Genomic DNA, 25051 nt, shown 5'->3' on the forward strand with positions numbered 1-25051 from the left:
ACTCTCATATCTTATAAGCTTTTATATATTTCATTATGAAGTGCTTTAACCCGCTCTTTATAGAATACACCTTTATCTTCTATTTTCAAATGTTCTATAAATAAGTTTGCAAGCATGACCGCTGTATCTAGTCTATAAAATAAGCTAACAATATGAGGAATAGAGTTAAAGATATTATCATTCTTATATCCAGCTCTAAATTCATCCCAGCTAACCTCATTCGTTTCAGCTATCCTCATAAGCTCTAATAATGGATGACCAATTAGGGCATTATCCCAATCAACTATCGCTTTAATTTCCCCGTTATACCCAATTACATTTGCTGGTCGAATGTCCATATGTAATAAACACTTTACATGATCTGCCGTACTAAGAGTATGTTCAATTGTTTTTGTATCCGGAAGAATAATTTCACATTTCGTAATTGTATTAAACCCTTCTATCCGTTTCACAATTCGTTCTGCTATATACTTACTAATGGGCTCTCCACTATTTTGTTCGTAATGCAAACCATCAATTGGCATACTATGAAGATTGCTCACTAACTCCCCTATTTTGCATGCAGAAATTGGCATATGATCAGTATACACACAATCCGAAATTAAAAAATCAAGTTCGGTTGAAAGATGCAATCCGTGTATCCTTGGTACTGGAATACTTTTTGAATGACAATACTTAGACAGTTCTGCTTCCTTTTGCAACGAAATCCGACTGTTAAATAAATCTTCATTTATATTTTCCACTTCTCTTTCCCACGGCACTCGAAATGCCAAAGGCCCCTTTTCTGAATCTCCTCGAAAAACAATATTTTGCACTCCCGTTCCAATCACCTTTAAATCCTGAACAGCTAGTTCCTTATAATCTAGACTTAGTATTGTTGCTAGCTTTTCTCTTAACCCCTCTGCTTTTACACGTGTATGAATCATTTTATCCCCCGATTCGTAAGTTCTTTTCATCCATTTTCTCCTCGGTGCACAACATCCTCATTAACAAAATTATAGCAACAATAATAAAAGGAGGCTAATCCAATTAGCCTCCTGACTTCTTATTTATCCTCTAACAATAACACTTTCATTTCCTCTAACGACTCTTTCGTAAAGCCTAAAGCTTTTTCAGCATATGCTTCAATTGATCCGTATTGTTTCTTAATTTCATTAATCGCAGCTTGTAAATATTCAGCACGTGCTTCAAACATCGCACCTAATATTGCTCTGCTCTCATCATTTTGTAATTTCGCACCTAAAAAGACCATCATTTTTTCATTTAATTTTTCACGGAAACCGTTACTTAGTAAGTAGTCTTCCATTACTGTTTTTTCCGGTACACCTAGTAAAAGTAATAGTAGGGCTGATCCAAATCCTGTACGGTCTTTTCCAGCTGTACAATGATTTACTAACGGTAAGTTTTCCTGGTTTTGTGCTAAGTTTAAGAAGCTCACGAATGCTTCATTACCACTTACGAAATCTTGATTCATTTTCACAAGATACTCGCCTGGTTTTCCTAACATAGAAAGGTCACCAACTTGGAAAAATTCATTTATATTCAAGTCTTTCGCTAAATCTTGCATAACTGGTAAGCAAACTTGACGAGCACCTGTAATCTCCGGGTTCGGCTTATGCTTCACTTCAAAATCTGTACGGTAGTCACAAATTAACTTTAAGCCAGACTTTTGTAAATACTCAATATCCCATTCTGTTAGTCCTGCTAATTCTTCAGAACGGTACAACTTGCCCCATTTTACTTTACGGCCTTCAATCGTTTCATATCCTCCCATATCACGGAAGTTAAACGCACCTTGTAATGGCAATCTACGCTCAGCTACTGTCACTGCTTGTCCATTACTTCCTACTAGTCTAAAATATGGACGTTCAGTTTCACTCGGGTTTTGAACTGTACATGATGATTCTCCATTTACAGTTGCAAGTAATTCTCCCGTTTCTTCAATATGATCTGGTGAAGTACTCCAATAAATACGAACTTCTTCTATATTATTTTCCCACTTTATTTGTAACGTAGTAGCTTCATTTCTTTCTACAGTTGCTTGTAACCAATTTCTTTGCTGCCCCATTCTTTCACCAACGCTTTCTCTTATAATCGAATCTTACTCTATTGTATTATAGGAATATCCACTTTGTCGTTCTCATTTTTCTTTTTATCTTACAAACAGGCAAAAAGTTCTTTTACTTGTTCAAAATTTGGACACGGATTCTCACTAGATGAGTTCCAGATTATACCTTAAAACTTCCTCACATATCGCTCAGTGGAACTTAGCAGCTGACATCCATTCTTTTCAAAAACATCCTTCATCCACTCATTTTGTACATTTGTCTCGCCAATATAATAAGATGCTCCTATTTCTTTTAAGACAAACATTGCCCCTGTAAAGAATGCTGTTTCATACCCTTTATTTCGCATATTTGGAGCGATTGCGAAATACATTAGTTTCCCTTCTTCTAACGTACCCCTTTCAATATGCGGGATGACAATCCCTATCGACTCTTCATCGATACTCGCTGTTAAACAATGCTCTTTCCACTGTTCACCAATTTCTTGTAACATCATATTTACAAATTGATCATAAGTGACTTGTTCTTCCGTCATGTCGTTCCAAAGAGAATAAAAAGCTTCTTCATCTACTTCTTCAATAAGCTTAAAATCAATTTCACTTTCTACATCTTCTACTTCGTATATATCCTTAAATACGATTATGTTTTCCGTAACATATTCAAAAGAATACGTTTCGAAGCATTTTTTATACACATCATAATTTGGACTTTTTGAAGAAATTTCAAAATGTAAGTTTTTTATTCCCTCTTTTTCAGCCTCAGCAACGCAATACTGCATCATTTGCTTTAATTGCTCTTCTGCAAAAGGCTCTGCATTATTTTCTTTTATTATTATAGAAGAAGCATTTCTTCTTATTTTAAAGTTTTTTTCTAACTGTTCTTTCATCATCATATACTTCCCTCATCTATGTCATACTCGAATTTCTACTTGTTCTCCTTGCATGAGCAGGATTGTCCTTGAATATATAGAATACTAGAAAACATCGCATCTTTAAAGTGCGGAGGAGGTTCTCCATTGGATATTACAGCGCTGCAACAACAGTTAGAGCTTATACAACAAAATGACTATACGCAACTACAACATATAGATATTAATGAGTTAACGTTGAACATGTTACAGTTTATCGGAACGACTGATAGCTATATTCGTTACCAACTTATCTATAAATGTTTTGCCCATTTTATTCATCACGAATTTCTTATGGACGATCAGCTAAAATTACTGTTGCAAACTTGTTTAAGTGATGAATATTTATATTGTGACATTTACTCCCCACATACAGATGGGGTTTTCACACGTTCTTACACCGTTTCGTTAATTGCGTTAATACTCCAATTCGCTAATTCGCACTACTTTTTTACAGAGGAGGATATCGAAGAAATAAAAAACAAACTCATTACATACACAAACTTAGAAACAGATTTTCGAGGTTATATTGAAAATAAAGGATGGGCTCATTGTCTTGCCCACGTATCAGATGCCTTCACTGAAATAGTTCACAATTCCTATACAATCTTTGAATGGTATGAAGAATTAATTCATTGCTTATTAAATAAAATTTTCATTCCATCTGACCTTTTTCATAATAACGAAGATGAACGCATCGTTACTCCTTTACTAGCAATGCTGTATCATGACTTCCCGCAAGATGAGTTAGTCACTATTATTCATAAAAAAATAAAAAGGCTTCCCCAAATTAGAAAACGCCTTTCGCTTAACGAGTATTGTATTTTATGTGCCAATATTAAAACCTTTTTACGCACATTATTTTTTAGAGCAAAAGATGACCATAACTTAGCTTTTACAGCTCGTAAAACAGAAAAAATGTTAAAAGAACTGCCTAACTATTATTAAATATAAGGAGAACAAGTATGGGTTATATTGAAGATATGAGAAATTTAGTAGGAAATCATCCACTGATTTTAATAGGTTCACACGCTATTATAGTAAATGAGAAAAATGAAATATTACTCCAGCTCCGCACAGATTTTAACCGCTGGGGTATTATTGGCGGCGCCTTAGAATATAACGAAACACTAGAAGACGCTTTAAAACGAGAAGTATATGAGGAAACTGGGCTTATCATTGAAAATCCAGAACTATTCCGCACGTACTCAGGACCAGATTACTTTCAAATCTATCCAAACGGCGATCAAGTACACGGTGTACTCGTCGTTTATATTTGTCACGAATTTCACGGTGAACTTAAATGTGATCAAACTGAGTCAAAAGAATTGCGCTTCTTCCCACTTGACGAATTGCCTAGTACTCTTCATCCAATCATTGAGGGGATTCTTCGCGATTTTCATCACTCCAATTAAAAATAGAAATAAAACAACCTCATTTCCCGTCATTACAACTTGAAATGAGGTTGTTATCGTTCACCGTAAATCCCTATTTCCCCAAAATGATATTAACGTTCTCTTTCTACAATTTTATATTCCTTTGCAAATAAGATAGTTATATAAGAAATAACGAATGAAAATATAGTATACATGCCCACCCAAAAGAAAAATGGTGGCTCGTACAATGTAACATTTAACATAAGAAAAATAAGAAATGTTACCATTGGCATGACATAAAATGTACCTATTTTATATGTCACAGCTATTGAAATCATACAAATAAGCAATGGATATATACAGAAAATCAAAATTGACTCACTCACTGCTATGTCCCCCTTTCTGAAGAAATAATAGATTTCTCATAAACATTTTGGGGAACAACAAGTTTTATATTTCTACCAATTATGAATAAGATGTTAGATTGTTATCTCAATCTGATTTCCTTCAGGATCACTTACTACACTTTCATAGTAACCATCCCCTGTAGTACGCGGGCCGTTTAACACAGGGTATCCCGCTTCTCTTAATGTATTAGTTAATTCGTTCACTTTTTCTTTACTACCTACTGAAAAAGCAATATGTGCATATCCTATTGTTTGTGTTTGTAATGCATCATCTATCCCTACCTGCTTCATAAGTTCTAGACGCACACCACCTTCAAAAGTTATGAAATAAGATTCAAACTGCTTTTTCGGATTGTGATATAAGCTATTTTCTTCACCATTAAAGTACTGTTTATAGAAATCACGCATTCCTTCTAAATCATTCACCCAAATTGCTATATGTTCAATTTTCATAATCGACACCTTTTCTTTTATGTTATTCAACTGACACTTGGATGCTTCATTGCCAGCACATTTAATTTTCTTTATTTGTTCTCGTAATCATAAGATCAAGTCCAAGGCTTTTTAATCCATATAAATAATCTTCTTTCCAATTACTCACTGTTATTTTCGGAATATGTTCTGCCGGGATATACTGCGGACAACTCTTTACAATTTGATCTATTACGAATTGGTTCACTTCATCATCACAGAAGATGAATCCATGGGGGTTAATAACAGCTATACATGTAGCTATTAAACGAGTAATCGCATCTATATTATATCCCTCTGGATTATTGGAATTTTTAACTTCTTCTCCACTTCTCAAAGCTTGCAGGAAATTTTTATTATCGTACTGCGGGACGAAAGATATCTCTCCTGAGAAAAATGTACTTCCGCGTACGACATCTCCATTTACCATAATTCCCGCACCTGGTCCATTTTGACCTGAATACAAATATACAAGAGAAGACTTGTCATTATCCCCCGTATTTTTATGATAGCCAAGCACTGCAGCATTCATATCGTTTTCTATTACTACAGGTATAGAAAACCGTTCTTCCAAATGATTTTTCAAATTAAAATTTTGGAACTTTTCATATCCAGGGATGTAGAAAATACGCCCATTATCGACCGCACCAGGAACACCAATTGATATAGAACTTATTTTTGGAAATGTAGCTATAAGACTTTCTATATGTTCTGTTAATACGCTTAGGCCGGTATCAATTAATGCACTTGAAGTACTCCCTTGTTCTTTTACTTCCCCTAAACAGTTAAAAATTGTATAGTTCGTCTCATTTCTCTCTAAAAATATCGCTAAACCTAACATATATTCTGGATTATATTCATATCGTTTTGCTCTTCTTCCGCCACTTGAATCATCTAAACCAGCTAAAGTGACTTCACCGTCTTGTTTCATATTTTCTATAAATTTACTTATCGTTGGAAAACTAATTTCTAATGTATTACTAAGTTCAACTTTCGTTGCACTACCTCGTTCTAGAAGAGCTGTACGAATGCCGCGAAGTATTGTCTCTTTAATCGATTTTTGAGTAATAAATTGTTCACTCAAATCGCTCACCACCTTAATCAACATACTTATTAAACACTTTTAATAAGTTGCGTTGACAATATATCATACATCATTTTCTAAAGCAATAGAGATGATATATTTCTACTAGCGGCACTCCGTATTTAACTCGCTGTATTCTCTCTCGTAACATACGATACAATTCCAGACAAGATAACAAATATTAAAACAGCTAGCAAGGCATTACGTATTCCAAATGCTTCTCCAAGTATCCCTAAAAATGGTGGTCCAACTAAAAACGCTGTAAAACCGATTATAGAAACTGTAGCAACATTTGAAGTCGCATTTTCACTGTCATCTCCAGCAGTAGAAAGCCCAATCGGGAAACCTAGTGCGGCACCAATCCCCCACAGTACGACACCAACTGAAAGAACATATAAGTTACTCCCAAATATTACGATTGAAATCCCTATAATCGCCATAATAATAGTAACACGTACGACAGCGACGCGACCGAATCGATCAAGGAAATAACTACTGCACATTCGAGCTAATGTCATTGCCAATACAAAAATTGTGTACATAATAGAGCCAGTCACTACATTTTGTTCATGCCCGTCTACCATTATAATAGATAACCAATCATTCGCACTCCCTTCTGCAAATGCCATTCCAAGCACAAAAAGACCAATTAAAAGCACCTTTTTTTCCATACGTAAGGACGTACGCTTCGCTCGCTTTTTGTTCCGCGATTTCTCCTTCTTTCCTGTTCCATGCGGAAGAAAACGATACAACATACATACAAGTAATACAAACACGACCGAAATCGCAAGAAACTGATACAGAATCGGGATGTGAAGCGAAATGGCGGCAGAACCACTGAGCGCGCCTATTAAAGTTCCTATACTAAAAAAACCATGGAATTTCGGAAGAAGAGTTGTTCCTAATTTCTGCTCAATAGAAGAACCTTCTACATTCAATGCGACTTCTGCTAATCCATATCCCACTCCAAATACTAGTAAGCTACTAAAAGCCCCCACACTAGAAACAAAATAAATAGTAATACCTAAACTAAGTAATCCAACAATCATAAAAAGCATACTGCCTATAATAACGTCTCTAGCTCCCTTACAGTCAATAAAGCGACTTGCACTCAGTAGACCGATTATTGAACCGACAGATAGTCCGAACAAAATCCAGCCCATTTCTGCATTTGACACTGCTAAAATATCTCGAGTAGCTGCTGTTCTTGAAATCCATGTAGCAAATGCGACACCTGGCAAAGCGAATAAGAGAAAAAGAGCGTTTCGAGAGGCACGTAATGTCTTTGTATGATTGTCTGCACTATATTTCTCCATATGAAACACCTTTCACATTGTTTATACGATAATTTACGAACTGGTGAAAACACCTTTTATTCGTCTATCACTTTAATAACTTTAGCTGGATTACCACCAACTACTACATTATGAGGTACATCTTTTGTTACAACTGCCCCTGAGGCAATTACAACATTATCACCAATTGAAATACCAGGGTTAATAATAGCTCCACCGCCAACCCAAACATTGTTACCTATTTTTACAGGCTTGCCATATTCTTTGCCGGAGTTCCGTTCAACTGGATGCAACGGATGCGTAGCAGTATAAATGTGGACACAAGGTGCAAACATACAATTATCACCGATTCGCACTTCACAAACGTCCAAAATCACACAATTGAAATTTGCGAAAAAGCTCTTTCCAACATGAATGTTGTAGCCGTAATCACAACGAAAATCAGGATTAACGTGGGGTTTTCCGTCAGCTGAAGAACCTAAAAGCTGATTTAATAACGTAAAATGTTGTTCATCTCCTGTCTCTATCGCCTCGTTATAAAGGCGTGTTAAACGTTTTGCTTCAGTCCTATCAGCTACTAGCTCTTCATCATCTGGCATATACATTTCTCCTGCCACCATCTTTTCTTTCTCCGTTTTCATACAATCCTCTCCTTTTTTATTGAATGAGCTCCACTTATTAAACTTCTTTAATAAGTGGATTTAATTTCACTTATTAAACACGTTTAATAAGTAACCCTATATTAGCATACTTTTTCATATATGCAACTAATAAATTCAGTAAGAAAATGTGAATCCCTCATTTTACATGCAGATACAGCGAATAAACAATTAAGATTCACATAGAAAAAACAAGGGAACGCTCAGCGTCCCCTCTCAAATCCAATCCGTTTTTTTATTTCCGCTAAATTCACCTTCGCAATAGCCCGTGCCCTCTCAGCACCTTTTTCCAACGCTTCATATAATAAATTCGGCTCATTCATATACATTGCGTATTTCTCACGAGGTCCAGCTAATTCGCGGTCTACAACGCGAAACAACTCTTTCTTCACGTCACCCCATCCAATGCCAGTTTCATACTTTTCACGCATCGACTGTATTTCAGCTTCCGTCGCAAATTCTTTATATATCATAAATAATGTTTCTAATTCTTTCGGTTCATTTGGAAGTGAAGAATCGGTTTTGATTTTAAATATTAACTTTCGTAGTTTTTCTTGTTCTGTAAATAATGGGATCACATTTCCATAACTTTTACTCATCTTTCTTCCATCAAGACCAGGTAAAATGGCACCCTCTTCTTGCACTACATACTCTGGAAGCGTAAATGTCGCGCCGAACGTATGGTTAAAATACGTCGCAATATCACGCGCGATTTCAATATGCTGAATTTGATCTTTCCCAACTGGCACATGCGTAGCTTGAAATAGTAATATGTCAGCTGCCATTAAAATCGGATACGTATATAATCCCATATTCACTCCAGCATCGACCTCTAAACCCGCTTCTTTATTTTGCTCCACCTTCGCTTTATACGCATGGGCACGGTTCATAAGTCCTTTCGGAGTTAGGCAAGCTAACATCCAAGCTAATTCTAGAATCTCTGGCACTTCTGTTTGTCGGTAAAAAATAACATCTTCTCCAAGTCCAAGCGATAACCAAGTAGCAGCTACCTCTTTCGTATAACTACTGAACTGATTCGGATCATGCACAGCATTTAACGCATGATAATCCGCTATAAAATACAATGCTTTTCCTTCATTCTTCTTTGACATTTGCAATGCTGGTTTAATCGCACCAATATAATTTCCTAAATGCGGATAACCCGTCGGCTTAATTCCTGTTAACATTATTTTTTCACTCATCCTAACTCCTCCTTTCTCAAAATAAAAAGAGCCCCTCATCCTTAAAAAGGACGAGAGACTCCCGCGGTACCACCTTAATTAGCTATTGTTAGCTCACTTCAACTTCTTAACGTGAAGCAACCGTCTTTACCTACTCATTTCAGTTAGAAGCTCCAGAGCCCATTCCACATTCATCCCTTACTGATTTCCACCACACATCAGCTCTCTGAAAAGTTTCGAATATGTACTCTTCTCTTTCATTGCTTTTTGTTATTTTTTACAGTTTATCACAATTTCTCTTCGAACAAAACTAAACATTCTAACTTTTAACATTTTAACAATAATCATTACCAATTTATTCCGTATAATATATAATCAATATATATAGAAGCGATTTGCAATACAAAAAAGAGGTGATGTAATGGGTTGGTTTACTAAAGAGAATGTTGAAAAGATTGATGAGTTTAAAAACGATGATACAACGCAAGATGATACTTTAGGGGTAATTATACATTTCACACCTATCGCTATATATTTATACACTTGTGATGAGTATATAGAATCGTTTGAAGGTGCGCTCACTTTTGAAAACGAGAACGGAAATCAAGTAGAAATCGGAGGTACTTTTATTTCTCTTGAAGTGGATGCGAATTTTCGCATGGACGATTTAATACTTGATTACAAACTGAAGGAAAGCAATCTACCTATTGTTGAATTAAAAGCCTACGCATGAGGTCAATTTGTCTACTATAGAAAGAGTAAAAAAGCTAGAACAGTAATATCTGTTCTAGCTTTTTTCACGTATTCAACTTAACAAATCTATAACCATGCGTAACTAACACTTTTAATATCGCATATCCTGGGATCGCTAAAATAATGCCCATAATCCCGAATAAGTTTCCAGCAGTTAAAATAATAAATATGATTGTAATCGGATGAATATCTAGCTTTTTCCCCATGACTTGCGGAGAAATAAATTTACCTTCCGCTAATTGTACAATCATCATTACGATAATTACCTTTAAAACCATTCCTGGCGAGTCAATAAATGCGATAATTAACGCTGGTGTAATTGCAATAATTGGTCCTACGTACGGAACGATATTGACAATCATCGCTAAAATAGCAAGCAGTACTGCATATTTAATACCAATAATAAGGTAACCGATTAATAGCATAATACCGATAAACAAACTAACGATAATTTGTCCTCTAATATACGAACTAATCGCATAATGCATATCGTCTAGTATACTCTTAGCTGCTGGGTGTCTTTGTTCTGAAATAAACTTTAAAAAGTGATTCGGCAATTGCTCACCATCTTTTAAAAGATAGAACAATATAAATGGAACCATTACAAACGTTAAAACCACTTCTGTAACAGTGCTTAAAAATCCAGTTACATTCCCAGTTACTGATGATAATGACTTCGTAAAATCAACTGTATAGTCTTTTACCATACTCGCTACATCAATATTTAAATTCTCCTGAATTTTTCCTAGTAAATTACTTTCTCCAAATCTACGTGCTGCTCGTTCGATTTCATGACCGAAATACGGTAAGTTATCTATTAATGCATCAATTTGATCTTTAATAATCGGGATTACTGTTACAACTAAAAACACAAATAATCCTAGTACTATTATATATATAGAAGCGATTGATACGATTCTTGAAACACCTTTCTTTTCTAAAAGCGAAACGAATGGATGCAAAATATAAAATAGTACACCCGCTAATAATACCGGGAAGAAAATTGTTTTTAAAAAGACGATAAACGGAGTAAACACAAAAGAAATTTTCGTTAGCAATAAAATATTAATGAACAATAATGCAAATCCAAGTAGCACTGCTAAATAATTGTGTTCTCTAAAAAACTGTTTCAGCTTATCTCTTTTTCTTATATTTACTTTCTCCAACTAAACCACCTCTTCGAATGATGAAAAGCCCTTATTCAGGGCTTTTCGTCATAATCTATATTTATTTCCTTGCAGCTTTCACTACAAATGATACAATAAAAATTAACACGATTGCTCCTAATAATGCTGGCACAACATGAATTCCACCAAATGATGGCCCAAAAGATCCAAATAATCTACTGCCTAACGAAGCACCTAATAAACCTGCGATAATATTTCCAAACATACCACCCGGAAAATTTTTACCCGTTATAGAACTTGCAATTGCACCTATAATAGCACCAACTATTAATGTGATAATCCATCCCATTTTTAGTCCTCCATTTCTATTATAGTGTATTTCTTTTTGATACTAAATTATTATGTAACTATTATAATTATTATATCCAATAAAGAAAAATCTTGTCAAATCTATGAAAATAAAGCCTACAAGGAGGTTTCACCCTATGATTCAAAAATTAATAACAACTTCTCACAACACCGCTGCTTCTATTTTAAACATTCAAATACCCGCTTATGAAATCGAGGCGAAATATATAAATAGTACCGCTATCCCTCGTCTTTATGATACTGTAGCCGATATTCAATCATGTGATGAAATTTTTTACGGCTATTTTTATGAAGATACACTTGCCGGGTTTATTTCATTTAAAATGGATGAAGAGGAAGTTGATATTCATCGTTTAGTAGTATCCCCTGATCATTTTCATAAAGGAATTGCAACAAAACTACTACTATATGTATTTGACATGTTCTCCCCTTCCAAAACATATATTGTACAAACAGGGAAAGCAAATACCCCTGCTATTGCATTATATAAAAAACACGGATTTATTGAAGTAAAGGATATCATATTACCCGATGGTGTGGTTTTAACCTCCCTTAAGAAATCAGAAAACAATAAATAGTTTGACTCATCAATTTATTTATGATATCTTTTACTTTATAAAACCTTTTGCTGAGTCCAAATTTTGGAGCGGGGGAACCATTTTTGTAGCCATGCTACTTGGGGCGAATCTTATTTAAGTAGGGAAACTCTCACTTCCCGAGTCCGACAGCTAACCTCGTAAGCGTAATGGGAGAGGAAGGTGCTTTTTGCCTATGTTACACAGTGTACCTCCTTAATTATAAATATGGAATCGATACCATTAGACACCTATATTTATAGAAAAGGAGACATGTATAATGTTACGTTTATCTGATCACGCAATAAAAATGATGGAGCAAAGACTTCGACTCGAACAACATCGCACATATCAAGCAAATAAAGTTGTAGATAATTTACATCACAAATACTTCTTTCAACATATTTTCCAACCGAAAAGATAAAGAAATTGTTCATTTAACATCAAAAACACAAGGTGTGTCTAAAAAGACATTCCTTGTGTTTTTTATATTTCTTATAATATTCTCACTACATTTAAACTTGCCGTAATCGCGCCTGCTATAGTAGTCACATGCCCTACACCTAACGGGCCATTTTGTAGTACTAATGTTGAATTAGCACTCGTTACATTCACAAGAAGTGTATTTGAAATGGCTGGCTCGATTACTACAGTTGATGTCGTTACGTTTTGTATAAAACTCCCTGTTAGTTGAGCTCCATTTAATAGTAATCTGACAGATACTGTCTCATTCCCAGCATTTGCATCCCCTTGGAAATAGTAGCTTACTAAATATATTCCTGGCGTGGATACTGTAACAGTTGTAGCACTAGTTAAAGATACACCAGTTCCATATACAGTGGATCCCGAATTAATTGGAATGTTGGCATTTGCTGCAATTGTACTTGTTGAGGTAGAGAAGAAATAGCCGCCACCAGTTGATATTGCAGATGATCCAGTTGCACCTGTTAAGCCGGTTGGACCCGTGGCACCTGTTGGGCCTGTTACTCCCGTTTCCCCTGTTGCTCCAGCTATTCCTTGTATGCCTTGTATTCCTGTCGGTCCTGTTGCACCAGTCGCTCCAGTCGCTCCGGTTGCTCCGGTTGCTCCAGTCACACCTTGTGGACCTTGAATTCCTTGGATTCCTTGTGGGCCTGTTATTCCAGTAACTCCAGTTGCTCCCGTCGGACCCGTTATCCCCTGTGGACCTTGGATTCCTTGGATTCCTTGTGGACCTGTTACTCCCGTAGGGCCGGTCGCTCCCGCCTGCCCCGTTACCCCTTGCGGACCCTGTATTCCTTGGATTCCTTGTGGACCTGTTACTCCCGTAGGGCCGGTTGCCCCTGTTAGACCGGTTGCCCCTGTTGATCCGGTTATTCCTTGGATTCCTTGAGGTCCAGTTGGGCCTGCCTGCCCAATCGGACCTTGAATTCCTTGCAGACCTTGAATTCCCTGTGGACCTGTTGGACCTTGTATCCCTTGTATTCCCTGAATTCCTTGCGGGCCTGTCGCACCGGTTGGACCTGTTGGCCCCTCTGGACCTTGCACTCCTTGAATTCCAGTCGCACCGGTTGGACCTATACCTCCTTGTGGACCCTGAATTCCTTGTATCCCTTGAGGACCTGTTGGACCGGTTATACCACTTGGACCTTGTACGCCTTGCACTCCTTGAGGACCAGCCTGCCCAATTGGACCTTGAATTCCTTGAAGACCTTGTAAGCCTGTTGGTCCAGTTGCTCCCATTACTCCCTGCTCACCTTGTATTCCTTGTATTCCTTGCGGGCCTGCCTGCCCAATTGGACCTTGTGCCCCTTGTACTCCTTGTGGACCAGTCGCACCGGTTGGACCGATTGGACCTTGGATTCCTTGTAGCCCCTGTGGACCAGTCGGACCGGTTACTCCTTGTATTCCTTGTGGACCTTGAATGCCTTGATCGCCCGTTGGACCCGTTGCCCCCACTGGCCCCTGTACGCCTTGCAAACCTGTTAAACCAGTTACCCCTGTCGGTCCCTGTATTCCTTGCACTCCTTGTATTCCAGTCGCTCCTGTTGCCCCGGTCACCCCTGTTGCCCCTGTTGCTCCAGTCGGACCTGTTGGACCTCCCGGTGATCCTGCTGGACCCGTTGGACCTGTTGGACCTCCTGGCGGACCTGTTGGACCCGTTGCTCCAGTTGGACCCGTTGCAGATCCAGTCGGACCTGTTACTCCCGCTTGACCTGTCGATCCTGTTGGGCCTGGATCCCCTTGCAAGCCGGTTGCACCTGTTGGGCCTATTACGCCTTGCACTCCTTGTATACCCTGAGAACCTGTTGGACCGGTTAGACCCATCTCACCTTGTGGACCTTGTAAACCTTGAACACCAGTTGCACCTGTTGGGCCCATTGGCCCTTGTTCCCCTTGAATTCCTTGTGAACCTGTTGGACCTGTTGGACCTATTTCACCTTGAATACCTTGTATTCCTGTTACACCTTGTAAACCACTACCCCCTAAATTTCCTTGAACACCTTGTATACCCGTATTTCCTGTTGGGCCAGTCGGCCCTATTTCACCTTGCACGCCTTGTATACCTTGTATTCCCGTTGGACCCGTCGAGCCGTTTTCACCTTGTATTCCCTGTATGCCTTGTATTCCTGTTGGACCAGTTGGACCGATTAGGCCAGGTATTCCTTGTATCCCTTGAATACCTGTTGGACCCGTCGGACCTCTTTCGCCTTGAATACCTTGAACACCTTGAATTCCTTGTGAACCTTGTTCCCCCATCGGTCCTTGACTACCTTGAGACCCTTGTGGTCCTGTTAAACCGGTTGGACCGGCTGGACCAATTTCTCCCTGTACCCCTTGTACTCCTTGAATTCCTGTTGGACCAGTTGGACCGATTGGACCTTGTACGCCCTGTATTCCTTGCGGGCCAGTCGGTCCACCTAAAGAACCTGTCGGACCCGTTGGACCAGTCGGTCCCGTAATACCTGACGCCGGAAAAGGAATAGGTGCTTGAAACTTACTACACTTATCTTGATCCCTCACAAGCATCTCCCCCCATTATAACTAACGTATCAAACTATTTTTAATACATTTAAACTAGCTGTTATCACACCAGATAATGTCGTTACATGCCCAATAGCTAATGGGCCATTTTGTAATGACAAGGTGGAATTTGGAGAAGTAACTTCAATTACCATCGTATTAGAAATCGCTGGTTCCAATACAAAACCTGCTGTAACATAAAAAATAAAACTCCCTGTGACTTGTGTTCCGTTTAACGTCAACCTCACTGAAATCGTTTCATTTCCAGAAGTCGGATCCCCCTGAAAATAATAACTTACTAAATATATTCCCGGCGTACTTAACGTTACAGTTGTTGCATTTGTTAAACTGACACCAGAACCAAAAACTGTAGACCCGGAATTAATTGGTATTAACGCATTAGCTGCAATTGCACTCGTTGAAGTAGAAAAGAAATAACCGCCACCGCTAGGTAAGCCAGTCGCCCCTGTTGCACCTACTATCCCTAAGGAACCTATAGCCCCTATACTACCAGTTGCGCCTGTTGGTCCCACATCCCCAATCGGCCCTTGACTACCTTGCAATCCGGCTGGCCCTACACTACCGCTAACCCCTGTCACTCCACTTACTCCAGTTGCGCCTTGTATACCTTGAATACCTTGAGAACCTTGTATCCCGGTTACCCCCGTTGCACCGGTAGGTCCTGTCATTCCTGTACTTCCTTGTATCCCCATAATCCCTTGAACGCCTTGTATACCTTGTGCCCCAGTCGCTCCTGTTTCTCCTGTCGATCCTGTTGCTCCAGTTACACCCGTAATCCCAACATTTCCTTGTGGTCCCTCGGGTCCCTCAATACCTTGCGCACCTTGCACTCCTTGGGGACCTGTTATCCCGTTTTCTCCTAAATTCCCTTGAGGACCTCTAATTCCTTGCGCTCCTGTTGGACCTACTATACCTTGTATTCCTTGAGGGCCTTGCAAACCAATAGCTCCAGTCGGTCCTATTATTCCTTGCACACCTTGAGGACCTTGTGCACCTTGCGGACCTGTCAATCCCGTTGTCCCTTGTATCCCTTGAACTCCTTGTATTCCTTGTACTCCAGCTGCCCCTGTTTCTCCTCGGATTCCTTGCGTACCTTGTATTCCTTGTGCTCCTGCTGGACCGGTTGCTCCTTGGATTCCTTGTGCACCTTGAACTCCTGCCGCTCCTGTTGTGCCTGTCGGACCTAGTATTCCTTGTAACCCTTGTATTCCTTGTGCTCCTGTTGGACCCGTTACCCCTTGTATTCCTTGCACACCTTTAGAACCTTCTGCACCAGTTGGACCAATTTCTCCCTGCGGACCTTGTATTCCTTGAGGACCTTCTACACCGGTTGCTCCTGTTATTCCTTGGTTACCTTGAGAACCTTGTGCACCTTGTACGCCAGCTACACCAACTACACCTTGAGAACCTTGTGCTCCCCTTACACCTTGAGCACCAGTGGGACCAGTTATACCTTGTAACCCTTGCGTTCCTATTGCACCAGTTCCCCCAGTTACACCCTGTGCACCAGTTTCGCCCGTTGGACCTGTTGGCCCCCCAGGCGGACCGGGTGGACCCGATGGACCAGTCACTCCACTAGATGGACCAATTGGGCCGGTTGTTCCCGTCGGAGCACCCCGAGGGCCTTCTAGTCCTTGCATACCAACACTTCCAGTTGCTCCTGTTATCCCTCGTACTCCTTTTGCTCCTTGAAAACCTGTGGATCCGTTTGTTCCTTGTATTCCTTGAACACCTTGTGGACCTTGAGGACCTATTACACCTGTTATCCCCTTTATTCCACTTATACCTTGAGATCCTTGTATTCCAGGAGAACCAGTTGGGCCAGTTACACCTTGTATCCCTTGATCGCCTTGGTGTCCTTGTTCTCCAGTAATTCCTTGTATTCCTGGTTGGCCTTCTTCTCCTTGTATACCTGTAGTTCCATTCTCTCCTTGTATTCCTTGCGCTCCTTGGGGACCTTGAGGGCCTGTTACACCTGTAATACCAGCTTCACCTACCACGCCTTGCATTCCTTGGGCTCCCGTTTGTCCTCGTTCGCCTATTTCTCCTTGTATTCCTTGGGCGCCTTGTATACCTTGACTACCGGCAGGACCAATTACTCCTTGTATCCCTTCTAATCCTTGTACTCCAATATCACCTGTTGGACCTTGGTTTCCAATTAATCCTTGAGGACCTTGTAAGCCAACTGGACCAGTTACACCTCGCTCTCCAGTATCACCAATGGCACCTTGTATTCCTTGAGCTCCTGTTGTCCCTCGTGGACCTTGTATTCCCTCAATACCTTGAGGACCTTGTGGACCAGTTGCTCCTCTAGGTCCAGTGATTCCTGGAGGCCCGACCGGACCTTCATGCCCTCCAGTTGGACCAGTTGGGCCACTATTACCAGTAGGGCCAGTTGCTCCTATAAGCGGAAGAGGCAGTGCCACTCCAAATTTTTTGCACTTTCTATGATGACGCACAACAATCCCCCTTCCCCAAAATAATTACACCTTTTATATGAAATGCATTTTTCTAAGAAAAGTACACCTCTGGACTCATTTTTCAAAAAATAAAGAAGCCTATCATTTCATTTATTTGAAATGATAGGCTTCTTTTCATAAAACAATTTACTTCCTCGCCTTAATAATAAAAGTAGTTGGCACCATTCTAGCTTTATATAAAGAATAATATTTCGTAGACGGCTCAGCTGTTTCTTCATCAAATATACGAGACGGTTCAGGCTCTTCAATCCTCTCAATTGTAAAACCAACTCTATTTAACTCATTTATGTATGTACTCATTTTTCGTTTATACAATGTCGCTTGTACATCCTCCCCTTTAAATGTTTCAAACGTAATAGGAGTTTCTTCATGATAAGAGGACTTTAAAAGGAGTTCTTCTGTACCATACTGTAAGTTTGAATATACGGGATGCTCCCAGCTAAAAATAAAACTTCCTCCTGGCTTTACATATGAATAAATCAGTTCCAACGTTTTTCTTAAATTCGAAGTCCAACCTAATGCATAAATAGAATATACAATATCAAAATACCCTTTCGGAATATCTCCTTCCTCTTCCATTGCTCCGCATACTAACTTTGGATTCCAACACTTTAACGTTTCATTCGCTGTTTTAATTTGTTCACTTGAAAGATCAAGCCCCCATACTTCCTCTGCCCCATGTTCCGCCATATATCGCAACGAATGCCCACTTCCACATCCAATATCAAGAACCTTTTTATCTCTAATTGAATCGAACAAATGAATCTCATCTTCAGACGCTGTATACGGACCATATTTCGGTAAACAATCCACTTGAAAGAAATATGGTGCAACTGTATCCCAACACTTTTTATTTAAAGCTAACATTTGTGTACTTTCCATACGCTTCATTCCCCCATCCTATTTTCTTCCCCTACTATTAATTACACATCATAACCCGATCTCCCTTTTCTCTTCGCTCGGTAGTTTTTTACTTTTGCAATTGTACCGCACGCTCTTCCTCCTTCCCCACAATTTCCAATTAACTAACTGTACTATATCCCAGTTAGTTAAAGGGCATTATTTTACAATCATTATTCGGAATCAAAAAGCAACCTATAATAAAAAGATTCGACCATCATATTTGACAGTCAAATCTTTTTATTTTTCATATTCAAGATGATTATGTCTTTTACAACCAAATAAATAGCAACCCCCTAAATGATAAGTTTCAAATTCTAACCCTGGAACATATCCAGATTTGATACGTGCTATCATTGTTTTATAACAATTATTCTCTTCTGTATATTCCTCAATTAGCTCATTCTTATCTTTTTCTGTCCAGTTTTCTTCTACTTCTTCATTTTGAACATCTTCTATTTCTGCTGTTTTCGCTTCGATAGATTCCCGTATCACTTCATTTATACGCGTGAAATTATTAGCTTTATATAGAGCATACACAAATCTTCCAATCCAATTGGGACTTTTCCAAACTTCTTTGTATCCCTTTTCGAACCATTCAATTGCTTCGTTATAGCAATTCAACTCAACATATAAATCTGCTACACTAACTTCTCCTAAAAAATCATCAGCTTTCCTGTTAAAAGCATCTAACTTCTCTTTCGCTTCTGTCGTTCTCCCTAAATCAATTAAACATTTTACATAGCTATACATTATATAGTCCGAATCCCCTGCAACTCGCAAGAAAAATTCCGAAGCTTTTTCAAACTCTCCAAGGTTATAATGTGCTACAGCTACATTGTGAAATGCTTCATCCGATGGTTGAATCGAAATAGACTTTTGTAATACTTCTTTCGCTTCTTCCCACTTTTTTTGTTTTATGTAAACGTCCCCTAAGATGTTATAAGGAAAGTATGAGGAAGGATTCAACTTAACAACTTCTCTTATTAATTCAAGAGCTTTATCATCATCCTCTTCCTCATAAAAGTACATCCAAGCAAGATTATTGAGAGATTGTACACCTCTAGATTTATGTACTGCTCGTTGAAACAGTTCCATTGCTTCCTCGTATTTATTTTGTTCAAACATTTCAATTGCCTTCTCGTTAATGTTCAAGTAACTACCTCCGAAGTGAATAAATTCATCTATCCTATACCTTTATTTTAATATGAAAAAATTGTAATTTCCATAAAAATAAGTTCTTTCGCCTGTCTACATTTCGATTGAAATAGAAGTTAAAACACACGAATTTACAACAATAAGTAAACTTTTCAGTCTCCCTAAAACTGGATATACAGCCTGTTTCATTTTACATATTATGGTACAATTAAAAAGAGTGCTAGCTAAACATTTACGTTCCACACTAGCAGTCTAGCAATGCTAACATCAAAAATCACTTGAAATTGGGGGATGTTATGAAACAGAAATTAGCTGCTCTTCTATTCATCGGAATCATATTATCCGGATGTTCAACTGTAGCAGAAAATTCTTTAGAAACTGGAAAAGGCAGTATGGAATTATTAACACCAACGATTACAACAACAGATAACGAATTAGAAATTAAGACTGAAGGTATTGATGAAAATAAAGTGACGTTTATTTATGTTGCCAATAAAAAAGTATTGGAACAAAAAATAAAAAATGGTGAACCTTACAAACTTAACATTAAAGATATTGAACACGCTCATAGGACAGATTACAAACCAAGAGTTCAACTTTTGCAAACGAAAGATGATGATAAGGATGGAGAAATGGTAACGTTTAAACAAGTTAGATATACAGTTAAAAGCTAATTTTAAAGTTGCTTCATTATAAATATAACGAACGAAAATATACTGTTAACAAAGGGTAAATATAAGGGATACTAATATGAAAAAACGATGGATTTCTTGGTGGATGGGTAACATATTTTGGATTATAGCTTTCGGGATATTGGCAGCTATCATTTGGCTAAGAGAAGTTGAAGGTGTTACTCAAACACCCGGAATTAAATCCATATCACTTATCGTTTTATTAATCGCATTTATCATACCGATATTTATTCAAGTCGTATGGCTAATCATTAATTTGAGGATGAGTAAAAAAAATAAGTATACGATTTAGTTTTTTGAATTAACAGATAAAAAATCATAAAAAAGAGAGGAATCTTCATCAAAATAGATTCCTCCCTTTTACATATGGACTTATACTGCACTTTTAATGCAGCATTACTCCCTTTTCTTTACGATGCATGTTCATCTTTCTTCTTCATTAACGCTCTTTTCTTCATCGCCTTCGTTAAATATCCGCCTTTAAATGAACGGATTTCATAAGAAGACATAAACGCTTTTGGTGCAATCTCATTAATAATTTCTAACAGTTCTTTTTCTCTAGAACGCTTTGCAACGATATCTAAGCGATAACGTATTGAATTAATACCTTCGCCTTCAAATACTGTAACACCAAATCCAGAGTGACGTAGTTCATCTACTAATTCATTACAACGGTCTAGTAAACTAACTTGATACGTAATATAACCAATTGCTAATTTATTCTCTATATAACCGCCTAATAATAGTCCTGTACTAAAGCCAATGACATAGGCAATGATGTTCATCCAATTTGATAAATCTTGAAACACAATACCTAAACTGACAATGTAAATAGCTCCTTCTAACAATCCAACACCAGCAGCGGATCTTGTTTGATTCTTTACAAGCAAAATCGTACGGATTGTCAAAATGGGAACGTAAATAATTTGAAGCACAAAAATAAGTAACGCTTGTAACATTGGTATCCACCTCTTTCAAAAAGTCTTTTGTCATAATAACATACATAACCTTTAGAAATCGATGGCTTTTTAAATTTTTTTACAATATTTTTCATACTATTGAAAAACGTAAAAAAGAAGCGTATTATATTTGTCGTAAATTTGATTCCTATCCTTAACGCACTTAAATTCAAAAAAGGAACCCCATTAGGTCCCTTTCATCATAGCTCTATGTTTTTCGAAGCATGTTCCCTTTGCTTCTCTTCTTCTTTCACTAACTGCATATTTGCATAAGCTAAATTCGCAATCATTAAAAAGTGACCACCTAAAATGCCTGTACCGAATGCCCACATTTCCATTTCATGCTCAATTTCATACATGATGATAGCTCCTAAAATGGCTGCTGCAAATCGATTTAGAACTCCTAATCCCGGAGCCTTTTCTTTCATTACGATACTTTTCCCCAGTTTCTCCACTCTGCGAGCTAATAACCAAAGACAATATGCACTTACAGCTAATCCGATACCAAACCCTGTTACTTGTTTTCCAAACGGAGTAATCGTCCACATAAGTAGTAAACCACTAAAGATCACATACAATTGTAATCGATATACACGTAAGGCTGCTTGAATCAAAATATCCGCTCCTAATCTCGCATTTTTTATACTTTAGAAGAAAAGCAGCAACTTACACAGTTGCTGCTTTCTCTTCTTCTTGTTCTTGCTCCATTTTACGAATTTCAACACGTTTAATTTGGTAAGCGTCTTTTTCTAACACTTTAAATTCATAACCTTCCGCCTCAACGTGTTGTCCTTCTTCAATTTCATGATTTTGCATCATGATCCATCCACCGATTGTATCCACATCATCTTCTTCAATGTGTAATCCAAATAAATCTTTCACTTCTGAGATAAGCACTTTTCCATCAACAATGATGTGTTGCTCGTTCACATGTTGAATTGGTGGTGCTTCATCTTCATCATATTCGTCACGAATTTCGCCGACGATTTCCTCCAAGATGTCCTCAAGCGTTACAATCCCTGCTGTTCCTCCGTACTCATCATATAAAACAGCCATCGGAATTCGCTTCTTCTGCATTTGAAGTAATAAGTCGTGAATTGGAGTCGTTTCCATCACTTCAATAATCGGACGCATATACGAGCGAATTGATGATAAATCTTTTTGATCTTCGGTCATATATCGAATAAAGAAATCTTTTACGTTGACCATACCGATAATATCATCTTTATCTTCTCCAAAAATCGGATAACGTGTGTATCGCTCATTTTGGATTACTTTCATGTGTTCTTCTACTGAATCTTCCAGGTAGAAACCAACGATTTCTGTTCGCGGTACCATAATTTCTTTTGCAATACGATTATCAAATTCAAAAATGTTATTTACATACTTGTATTCGGCTTGATTAATTTCGCCACTTTCATAGCTATCTGAAAGGATAAGACGTAATTCTTCTTCTGTATGAGCTACTTCATGTTCTGAAGCTGGTTTTAAACCGAATAAACCAGTTATCACACGCGCTGAACCGTTTAATACCCAAATAAATGGATACATGATTTTATAGAACATCATTAACGGAGTTGCCAATAATAATGTTACTTGTTCAGCCTTTTGAATCGCCATCGTTTTCGGAGCTAATTCCCCTACTACAACGTGTAAATACGTCATTAGCATAAAAGCAAGACCAAATGTTAATACTGATGAGATAGAAGGGTTTAAGTTCCATTTCTCAAATAGCGGGTGTAGTAACTTTTCAATTGTCGGTTCACCTAACCAACCTAATCCCATAGCTGTAACTGTAATACCTAATTGACAAGCAGATAAATATTCATCTAAATTTGTTGTTACTTTTTTCGCTGCTAAAGCACCGCGTTTCCCTTCCGCAACAAGCTGATCGATACGACTTGAACGTACTTTTACAATCGCAAACTCTGCTGCTACGAAAAATCCAGTAAATGCGATTAAAATCGCAACCATGACTAAATTAAATATTTCCAATGAATCCCCCTAGTTTAAAAAACTAAGGTGTCCACCTCCTGTATACTATAATGTTTTCTTATTTGTTCATTAGAAAACATAGCCCGATACAAAAATTAAAGAGGTCGGATTTCACTTTTTTCTATAATAATAGAGCAAGTGTCTGTATTAAAGCTGTCGTTTGACCAGATAAAGATTTCGATATTTTTTCACGTTGTGAATCAGTCAATCCATCTAAAAGCGGTTTTAACTCCGTTAACTCTGCTTCTAATCGATGAATATGGTCTGTCACTTCATTCACTTGTTTCGAAACGTGTTCATTGATACCGAGCAGCTTCTTCTTCTCCTCGATTTTCTCTTTAATCTCACAAAGCGGCATATGCATTTCTTTGCACTTCTCAATAAATTGTAATGTCTCAAATGCTGTTTCGTCGTAATAGCGATAATTAGATTGAGATCGCTCCGCTTTTAAGATTCCTAGATTCGTATAATAATCAATCGTTCGTTTCGACACGTGAGCCATGAGAGCCAACTGTCCGATTCGATACACCTTCCCAACGATCTTCCCCCCTTGTTTATATTACTACCATCATACAATACATAAACTGTACAGTCAAACGTGACGGTTTCTTATTCATAATTTATACAAAATTTATCGTCTCATCTTATACGATCTAATCTGTTAATTTAATTATATAATAAAATACTCAAACCCGAAAAACTAAAACGAACGAAATATAACCATAGAATTTCCCGTTCCTTTCTAATTTTAAGTACATATCATAACAACATCGATATCAAATTCTTTTATACTTAGGAGGATAAAATGAAAGCTGTTATTCTTGCTGGTGGATACGGGACTCGGATTGGGGAAGAAACACATTTAAAACCAAAGCCTATGATTGAAATTGGAACAAAGCCTATTCTATGGCACATTATGAGTTTATATAGTCATTACGGCATTACTGAGTTTATTATTTGCTTAGGCTATAAAGGATATGCAATTAAAGAGTTCTTTCTAAATTACAACTTACACATGTCAGATTTCACAATACATTTAAGCGACAATACAATTACTAGCCATTCTCATCGTATTGAACCGTGGAAAGTTACACTAATTGACACCGGTCTAAATACCGAAACGGGTGGACGGGTTAAAAAAATACAAAATTACGTCGGGGACGAACCTTTTTGCCTTACTTATGGTGACGGATTAAGCAATGTAAATATAAAAGATCTTATTGCATTTCATAAAAGCCACGGGAAATTAGCTACTGTTACAGCCGTACAGCCTCCTGGGAGATTCGGTTCTCTCGTCTTAGATAAACAGTCTGTCACATCCTTTCAAGAGAAACCTTTAGGTGATGGTGGATGGGTTAACGGTGGATTTTTCGTTTTACATCCTGATGTTTTCAATTATATTAGCGGAGATAAGTCTGTTTTTGAAACAGAAACTTTAGTGCAGTTAGTAAATAAAAATGAATTAGCAGCCTTTCAACATACTGGTTTTTGGCACCCGATGGATACATTGCGCGATAAAAATAAATTAGTCGAGCTATGGGAAAGTAATAAAGCTCCGTGGAAGGTTTGGTAA

At 37.9% G+C, this 25051-nt stretch carries 27 protein-coding genes, 1 pseudogene, 1 riboswitch and 1 other annotated feature; of the genes and pseudogenes, 8 read left to right on the forward strand and 20 right to left on the reverse strand.

Annotated elements, in window-relative coordinates; translation table 11 throughout:
- Window positions 1–11 precede the first annotated feature (11 nt).
- The 3 genes from KZZ19_RS16060 to KZZ19_RS16070 form a co-directional block, all read right to left on the reverse strand.
- Window positions 12–956 (reverse strand): phosphotransferase family protein, encoded by a 945-nt coding sequence (locus tag KZZ19_RS16060; protein ID WP_088097070.1) that lies wholly within the window; start codon window positions 954–956, stop codon window positions 12–14.
- An 89-nt stretch (window positions 957–1045) separates the two neighbouring features.
- Entirely contained in the window at window positions 1046–2068 is a 1023-nt protein-coding gene (locus tag KZZ19_RS16065; protein ID WP_237980836.1) for a tyrosine-protein phosphatase, read from the reverse strand.
- A 167-nt stretch (window positions 2069–2235) separates the two neighbouring features.
- Window positions 2236–2958 (reverse strand): GNAT family N-acetyltransferase, encoded by a 723-nt coding sequence (locus KZZ19_RS16070; RefSeq protein WP_237980835.1) that lies wholly within the window; start codon window positions 2956–2958, stop codon window positions 2236–2238.
- Between the two features lie 123 nt (window positions 2959–3081).
- Here KZZ19_RS16070 and KZZ19_RS16075 point away from each other — a divergent pair, with 123 nt between their 5' ends.
- Window positions 3082–3921, forward strand: a complete 840-nt coding sequence (locus KZZ19_RS16075; RefSeq protein ID WP_088097073.1) for a DUF2785 domain-containing protein — start codon at window positions 3082–3084, stop codon at window positions 3919–3921.
- A 17-nt stretch (window positions 3922–3938) separates the two neighbouring features.
- A complete protein-coding gene (locus tag KZZ19_RS16080) occupies window positions 3939–4388 on the forward strand; it encodes an NUDIX hydrolase (protein WP_237980834.1) in 450 nt (149 codons plus the stop codon).
- 92 nt (window positions 4389–4480) lie between these two features.
- Here KZZ19_RS16080 and KZZ19_RS16085 read toward each other — a convergent pair whose 3' ends face one another.
- From KZZ19_RS16085 to KZZ19_RS16110, 6 genes are all read right to left on the reverse strand, one after another.
- Entirely contained in the window at window positions 4481–4735 is a 255-nt protein-coding gene (locus tag KZZ19_RS16085; RefSeq protein WP_237980833.1) for a YbeF family protein, read from the reverse strand.
- Window positions 4736–4828: 93 nt separating this feature from the next.
- On the reverse strand, window positions 4829–5209 hold the full coding sequence (locus KZZ19_RS16090) for a VOC family protein (protein WP_237980832.1): 381 nt from the start codon (window positions 5207–5209) through the stop codon (window positions 4829–4831).
- Between the two features lie 61 nt (window positions 5210–5270).
- Complete coding sequence (locus KZZ19_RS16095; protein WP_237980831.1) at window positions 5271–6311, reverse strand: ROK family transcriptional regulator; 1041 nt, start codon at window positions 6309–6311, stop codon at window positions 5271–5273.
- A 122-nt stretch (window positions 6312–6433) separates the two neighbouring features.
- Window positions 6434–7627, reverse strand: a complete 1194-nt coding sequence (locus KZZ19_RS16100; protein WP_237980830.1) for an MFS transporter — start codon at window positions 7625–7627, stop codon at window positions 6434–6436.
- 56 nt (window positions 7628–7683) lie between these two features.
- Window positions 7684–8247 (reverse strand): maltose acetyltransferase domain-containing protein, encoded by a 564-nt coding sequence (locus KZZ19_RS16105; RefSeq protein WP_237980829.1) that lies wholly within the window; start codon window positions 8245–8247, stop codon window positions 7684–7686.
- A 221-nt stretch (window positions 8248–8468) separates the two neighbouring features.
- A complete protein-coding gene (locus tag KZZ19_RS16110) occupies window positions 8469–9506 on the reverse strand; it encodes a tryptophan--tRNA ligase (RefSeq protein ID WP_237980828.1) in 1038 nt (345 codons plus the stop codon).
- Between the two features lie 4 nt (window positions 9507–9510).
- Window positions 9511–9716, reverse strand: a binding site (T-box leader).
- 151 nt (window positions 9717–9867) lie between these two features.
- Here KZZ19_RS16110 and KZZ19_RS16115 point away from each other — a divergent pair.
- Window positions 9868–10179, forward strand: coding sequence for a hypothetical protein (locus tag KZZ19_RS16115; protein ID WP_237980827.1), 312 nt, complete (start codon window positions 9868–9870; stop codon window positions 10177–10179).
- Window positions 10180–10243: 64 nt separating this feature from the next.
- On the opposite strand, the gene KZZ19_RS16120 is transcribed toward KZZ19_RS16115, so the two are convergent.
- Together KZZ19_RS16120 and KZZ19_RS16125 are read right to left on the reverse strand one after the other, a co-directional pair.
- The gene (locus tag KZZ19_RS16120; protein WP_237980826.1) at window positions 10244–11365 is read right to left on the reverse strand and encodes an AI-2E family transporter; all 1122 of its coding nucleotides are present in this window, start codon (window positions 11363–11365) and stop codon (window positions 10244–10246) included.
- Window positions 11366–11426: 61 nt separating this feature from the next.
- Window positions 11427–11675, reverse strand: coding sequence for a GlsB/YeaQ/YmgE family stress response membrane protein (locus KZZ19_RS16125; protein ID WP_088097083.1), 249 nt, complete (start codon window positions 11673–11675; stop codon window positions 11427–11429).
- A 136-nt stretch (window positions 11676–11811) separates the two neighbouring features.
- Here KZZ19_RS16125 and KZZ19_RS16130 point away from each other — a divergent pair, with 136 nt between their 5' ends.
- Window positions 11812–12273, forward strand: a complete 462-nt coding sequence (locus tag KZZ19_RS16130; protein WP_088097084.1) for a GNAT family N-acetyltransferase — start codon at window positions 11812–11814, stop codon at window positions 12271–12273.
- A gap of 38 nt (window positions 12274–12311) precedes the next feature.
- A riboswitch (cyclic di-AMP (ydaO/yuaA leader) is annotated at window positions 12312–12454 on the forward strand.
- A 96-nt stretch (window positions 12455–12550) separates the two neighbouring features.
- Complete coding sequence (locus KZZ19_RS16135; protein ID WP_000945246.1) at window positions 12551–12694, forward strand: hypothetical protein; 144 nt, start codon at window positions 12551–12553, stop codon at window positions 12692–12694.
- Window positions 12695–12765: 71 nt separating this feature from the next.
- Here the strand turns inward: KZZ19_RS16135 and KZZ19_RS16140 are convergent, their stop codons facing one another.
- From KZZ19_RS16140 to KZZ19_RS16160, 5 genes and pseudogenes are all read right to left on the reverse strand, one after another.
- Window positions 12766–15279: a BC_3345 family exosporium-associated protein gene (locus tag KZZ19_RS16140; RefSeq protein ID WP_237980825.1), complete on the reverse strand. Its 2514-nt coding sequence runs from the start codon at window positions 15277–15279 to the stop codon at window positions 12766–12768.
- A gap of 23 nt (window positions 15280–15302) precedes the next feature.
- Complete coding sequence (locus KZZ19_RS16145; RefSeq protein WP_237980824.1) at window positions 15303–17753, reverse strand: collagen-like protein; 2451 nt, start codon at window positions 17751–17753, stop codon at window positions 15303–15305.
- A gap of 147 nt (window positions 17754–17900) precedes the next feature.
- Window positions 17901–18656, reverse strand: a complete 756-nt coding sequence (locus KZZ19_RS16150) for a class I SAM-dependent methyltransferase (RefSeq protein ID WP_237980823.1) — start codon at window positions 18654–18656, stop codon at window positions 17901–17903.
- Window positions 18657–18697: 41 nt separating this feature from the next.
- Window positions 18698–18781 (reverse strand): annotated as a pseudogene (locus tag KZZ19_RS16155) (CGNR zinc finger domain-containing protein); the annotation flags it as partial.
- Between the two features lie 133 nt (window positions 18782–18914).
- Complete coding sequence (locus KZZ19_RS16160) at window positions 18915–19829, reverse strand: tetratricopeptide repeat protein (RefSeq protein ID WP_237980822.1); 915 nt, start codon at window positions 19827–19829, stop codon at window positions 18915–18917.
- Window positions 19830–20128: 299 nt separating this feature from the next.
- Between KZZ19_RS16160 and KZZ19_RS16165 the strand changes: the two genes are divergently transcribed.
- Both KZZ19_RS16165 and KZZ19_RS16170 read left to right on the forward strand, forming a co-directional pair.
- Window positions 20129–20506, forward strand: a complete 378-nt coding sequence (locus tag KZZ19_RS16165) for a hypothetical protein (RefSeq protein ID WP_237980821.1) — start codon at window positions 20129–20131, stop codon at window positions 20504–20506.
- Between the two features lie 76 nt (window positions 20507–20582).
- Entirely contained in the window at window positions 20583–20816 is a 234-nt protein-coding gene (locus KZZ19_RS16170; protein ID WP_237980820.1) for a DUF3923 family protein, read from the forward strand.
- A gap of 118 nt (window positions 20817–20934) precedes the next feature.
- Here KZZ19_RS16170 and KZZ19_RS16175 read toward each other — a convergent pair whose 3' ends face one another.
- The 4 genes from KZZ19_RS16175 to KZZ19_RS16190 all read right to left on the reverse strand — a co-directional run bounded on the left by KZZ19_RS16175 (window position 20935) and on the right by KZZ19_RS16190 (window position 24007).
- Window positions 20935–21483, reverse strand: coding sequence for a DUF2179 domain-containing protein (locus tag KZZ19_RS16175; protein WP_088122707.1), 549 nt, complete (start codon window positions 21481–21483; stop codon window positions 20935–20937).
- Between the two features lie 200 nt (window positions 21484–21683).
- Entirely contained in the window at window positions 21684–22097 is a 414-nt protein-coding gene (locus KZZ19_RS16180; protein WP_000613585.1) for an ATP synthase subunit I, read from the reverse strand.
- A 52-nt stretch (window positions 22098–22149) separates the two neighbouring features.
- Entirely contained in the window at window positions 22150–23478 is a 1329-nt protein-coding gene (locus tag KZZ19_RS16185) for a hemolysin family protein (protein ID WP_098343958.1), read from the reverse strand.
- A gap of 121 nt (window positions 23479–23599) precedes the next feature.
- The gene (locus tag KZZ19_RS16190) at window positions 23600–24007 is read right to left on the reverse strand and encodes a MerR family transcriptional regulator (RefSeq protein ID WP_000285637.1); all 408 of its coding nucleotides are present in this window, start codon (window positions 24005–24007) and stop codon (window positions 23600–23602) included.
- 276 nt (window positions 24008–24283) lie between these two features.
- Between KZZ19_RS16190 and rfbF the strand changes: the two genes are divergently transcribed.
- Window positions 24284–25051, forward strand: a complete 768-nt coding sequence (rfbF, locus tag KZZ19_RS16195; protein WP_237980819.1) for a glucose-1-phosphate cytidylyltransferase — start codon at window positions 24284–24286, stop codon at window positions 25049–25051.

It is taken from the genome of Bacillus thuringiensis (assembly GCF_022095615.2).
Lineage (GTDB): Bacteria > Bacillota > Bacilli > Bacillales > Bacillaceae_G > Bacillus_A > Bacillus_A cereus_AG.

What these genes read in the sequence shown, in the direction of transcription:
- KZZ19_RS16060 (WP_088097070.1), bottom strand. Translation starts at nt 956, where the DNA reads ATGAAAAGAACTTACGAATCGGGGGATAAAATGATTCATACACGTGTA.
- KZZ19_RS16065 (WP_237980836.1), bottom strand. Translation starts at nt 2,068, where the DNA reads ATGGGGCAGCAAAGAAATTGGTTACAAGCAACTGTAGAAAGAAATGAA.
- KZZ19_RS16070 (WP_237980835.1), bottom strand. Translation starts at nt 2,958, where the DNA reads ATGATGATGAAAGAACAGTTAGAAAAAAACTTTAAAATAAGAAGAAAT.
- KZZ19_RS16080 (WP_237980834.1), top strand. Translation starts at nt 3,939, where the DNA reads ATGGGTTATATTGAAGATATGAGAAATTTAGTAGGAAATCATCCACTG.
- KZZ19_RS16090 (WP_237980832.1), bottom strand. Translation starts at nt 5,209, where the DNA reads ATGAAAATTGAACATATAGCAATTTGGGTGAATGATTTAGAAGGAATG.
- KZZ19_RS16100 (WP_237980830.1), bottom strand. Translation starts at nt 7,627, where the DNA reads ATGGAGAAATATAGTGCAGACAATCATACAAAGACATTACGTGCCTCT.
- KZZ19_RS16105 (WP_237980829.1), bottom strand. Translation starts at nt 8,247, where the DNA reads ATGAAAACGGAGAAAGAAAAGATGGTGGCAGGAGAAATGTATATGCCA.
- KZZ19_RS16110 (WP_237980828.1), bottom strand. Translation starts at nt 9,506, where the DNA reads ATGAGGGGCTCTTTTTATTTTGAGAAAGGAGGAGTTAGGATGAGTGAA.
- KZZ19_RS16115 (WP_237980827.1), top strand. Translation starts at nt 9,868, where the DNA reads ATGGGTTGGTTTACTAAAGAGAATGTTGAAAAGATTGATGAGTTTAAA.
- KZZ19_RS16125 (WP_088097083.1), bottom strand. Translation starts at nt 11,675, where the DNA reads ATGGGATGGATTATCACATTAATAGTTGGTGCTATTATAGGTGCAATT.
- KZZ19_RS16130 (WP_088097084.1), top strand. Translation starts at nt 11,812, where the DNA reads ATGATTCAAAAATTAATAACAACTTCTCACAACACCGCTGCTTCTATT.
- KZZ19_RS16135 (WP_000945246.1), top strand. Translation starts at nt 12,551, where the DNA reads ATGTTACGTTTATCTGATCACGCAATAAAAATGATGGAGCAAAGACTT.
- KZZ19_RS16140 (WP_237980825.1), bottom strand. Translation starts at nt 15,279, where the DNA reads ATGCTTGTGAGGGATCAAGATAAGTGTAGTAAGTTTCAAGCACCTATT.
- KZZ19_RS16150 (WP_237980823.1), bottom strand. Translation starts at nt 18,656, where the DNA reads ATGGAAAGTACACAAATGTTAGCTTTAAATAAAAAGTGTTGGGATACA.
- KZZ19_RS16165 (WP_237980821.1), top strand. Translation starts at nt 20,129, where the DNA reads ATGAAACAGAAATTAGCTGCTCTTCTATTCATCGGAATCATATTATCC.
- KZZ19_RS16170 (WP_237980820.1), top strand. Translation starts at nt 20,583, where the DNA reads ATGAAAAAACGATGGATTTCTTGGTGGATGGGTAACATATTTTGGATT.
- KZZ19_RS16175 (WP_088122707.1), bottom strand. Translation starts at nt 21,483, where the DNA reads ATGTTACAAGCGTTACTTATTTTTGTGCTTCAAATTATTTACGTTCCC.
- rfbF (WP_237980819.1), top strand. Translation starts at nt 24,284, where the DNA reads ATGAAAGCTGTTATTCTTGCTGGTGGATACGGGACTCGGATTGGGGAA.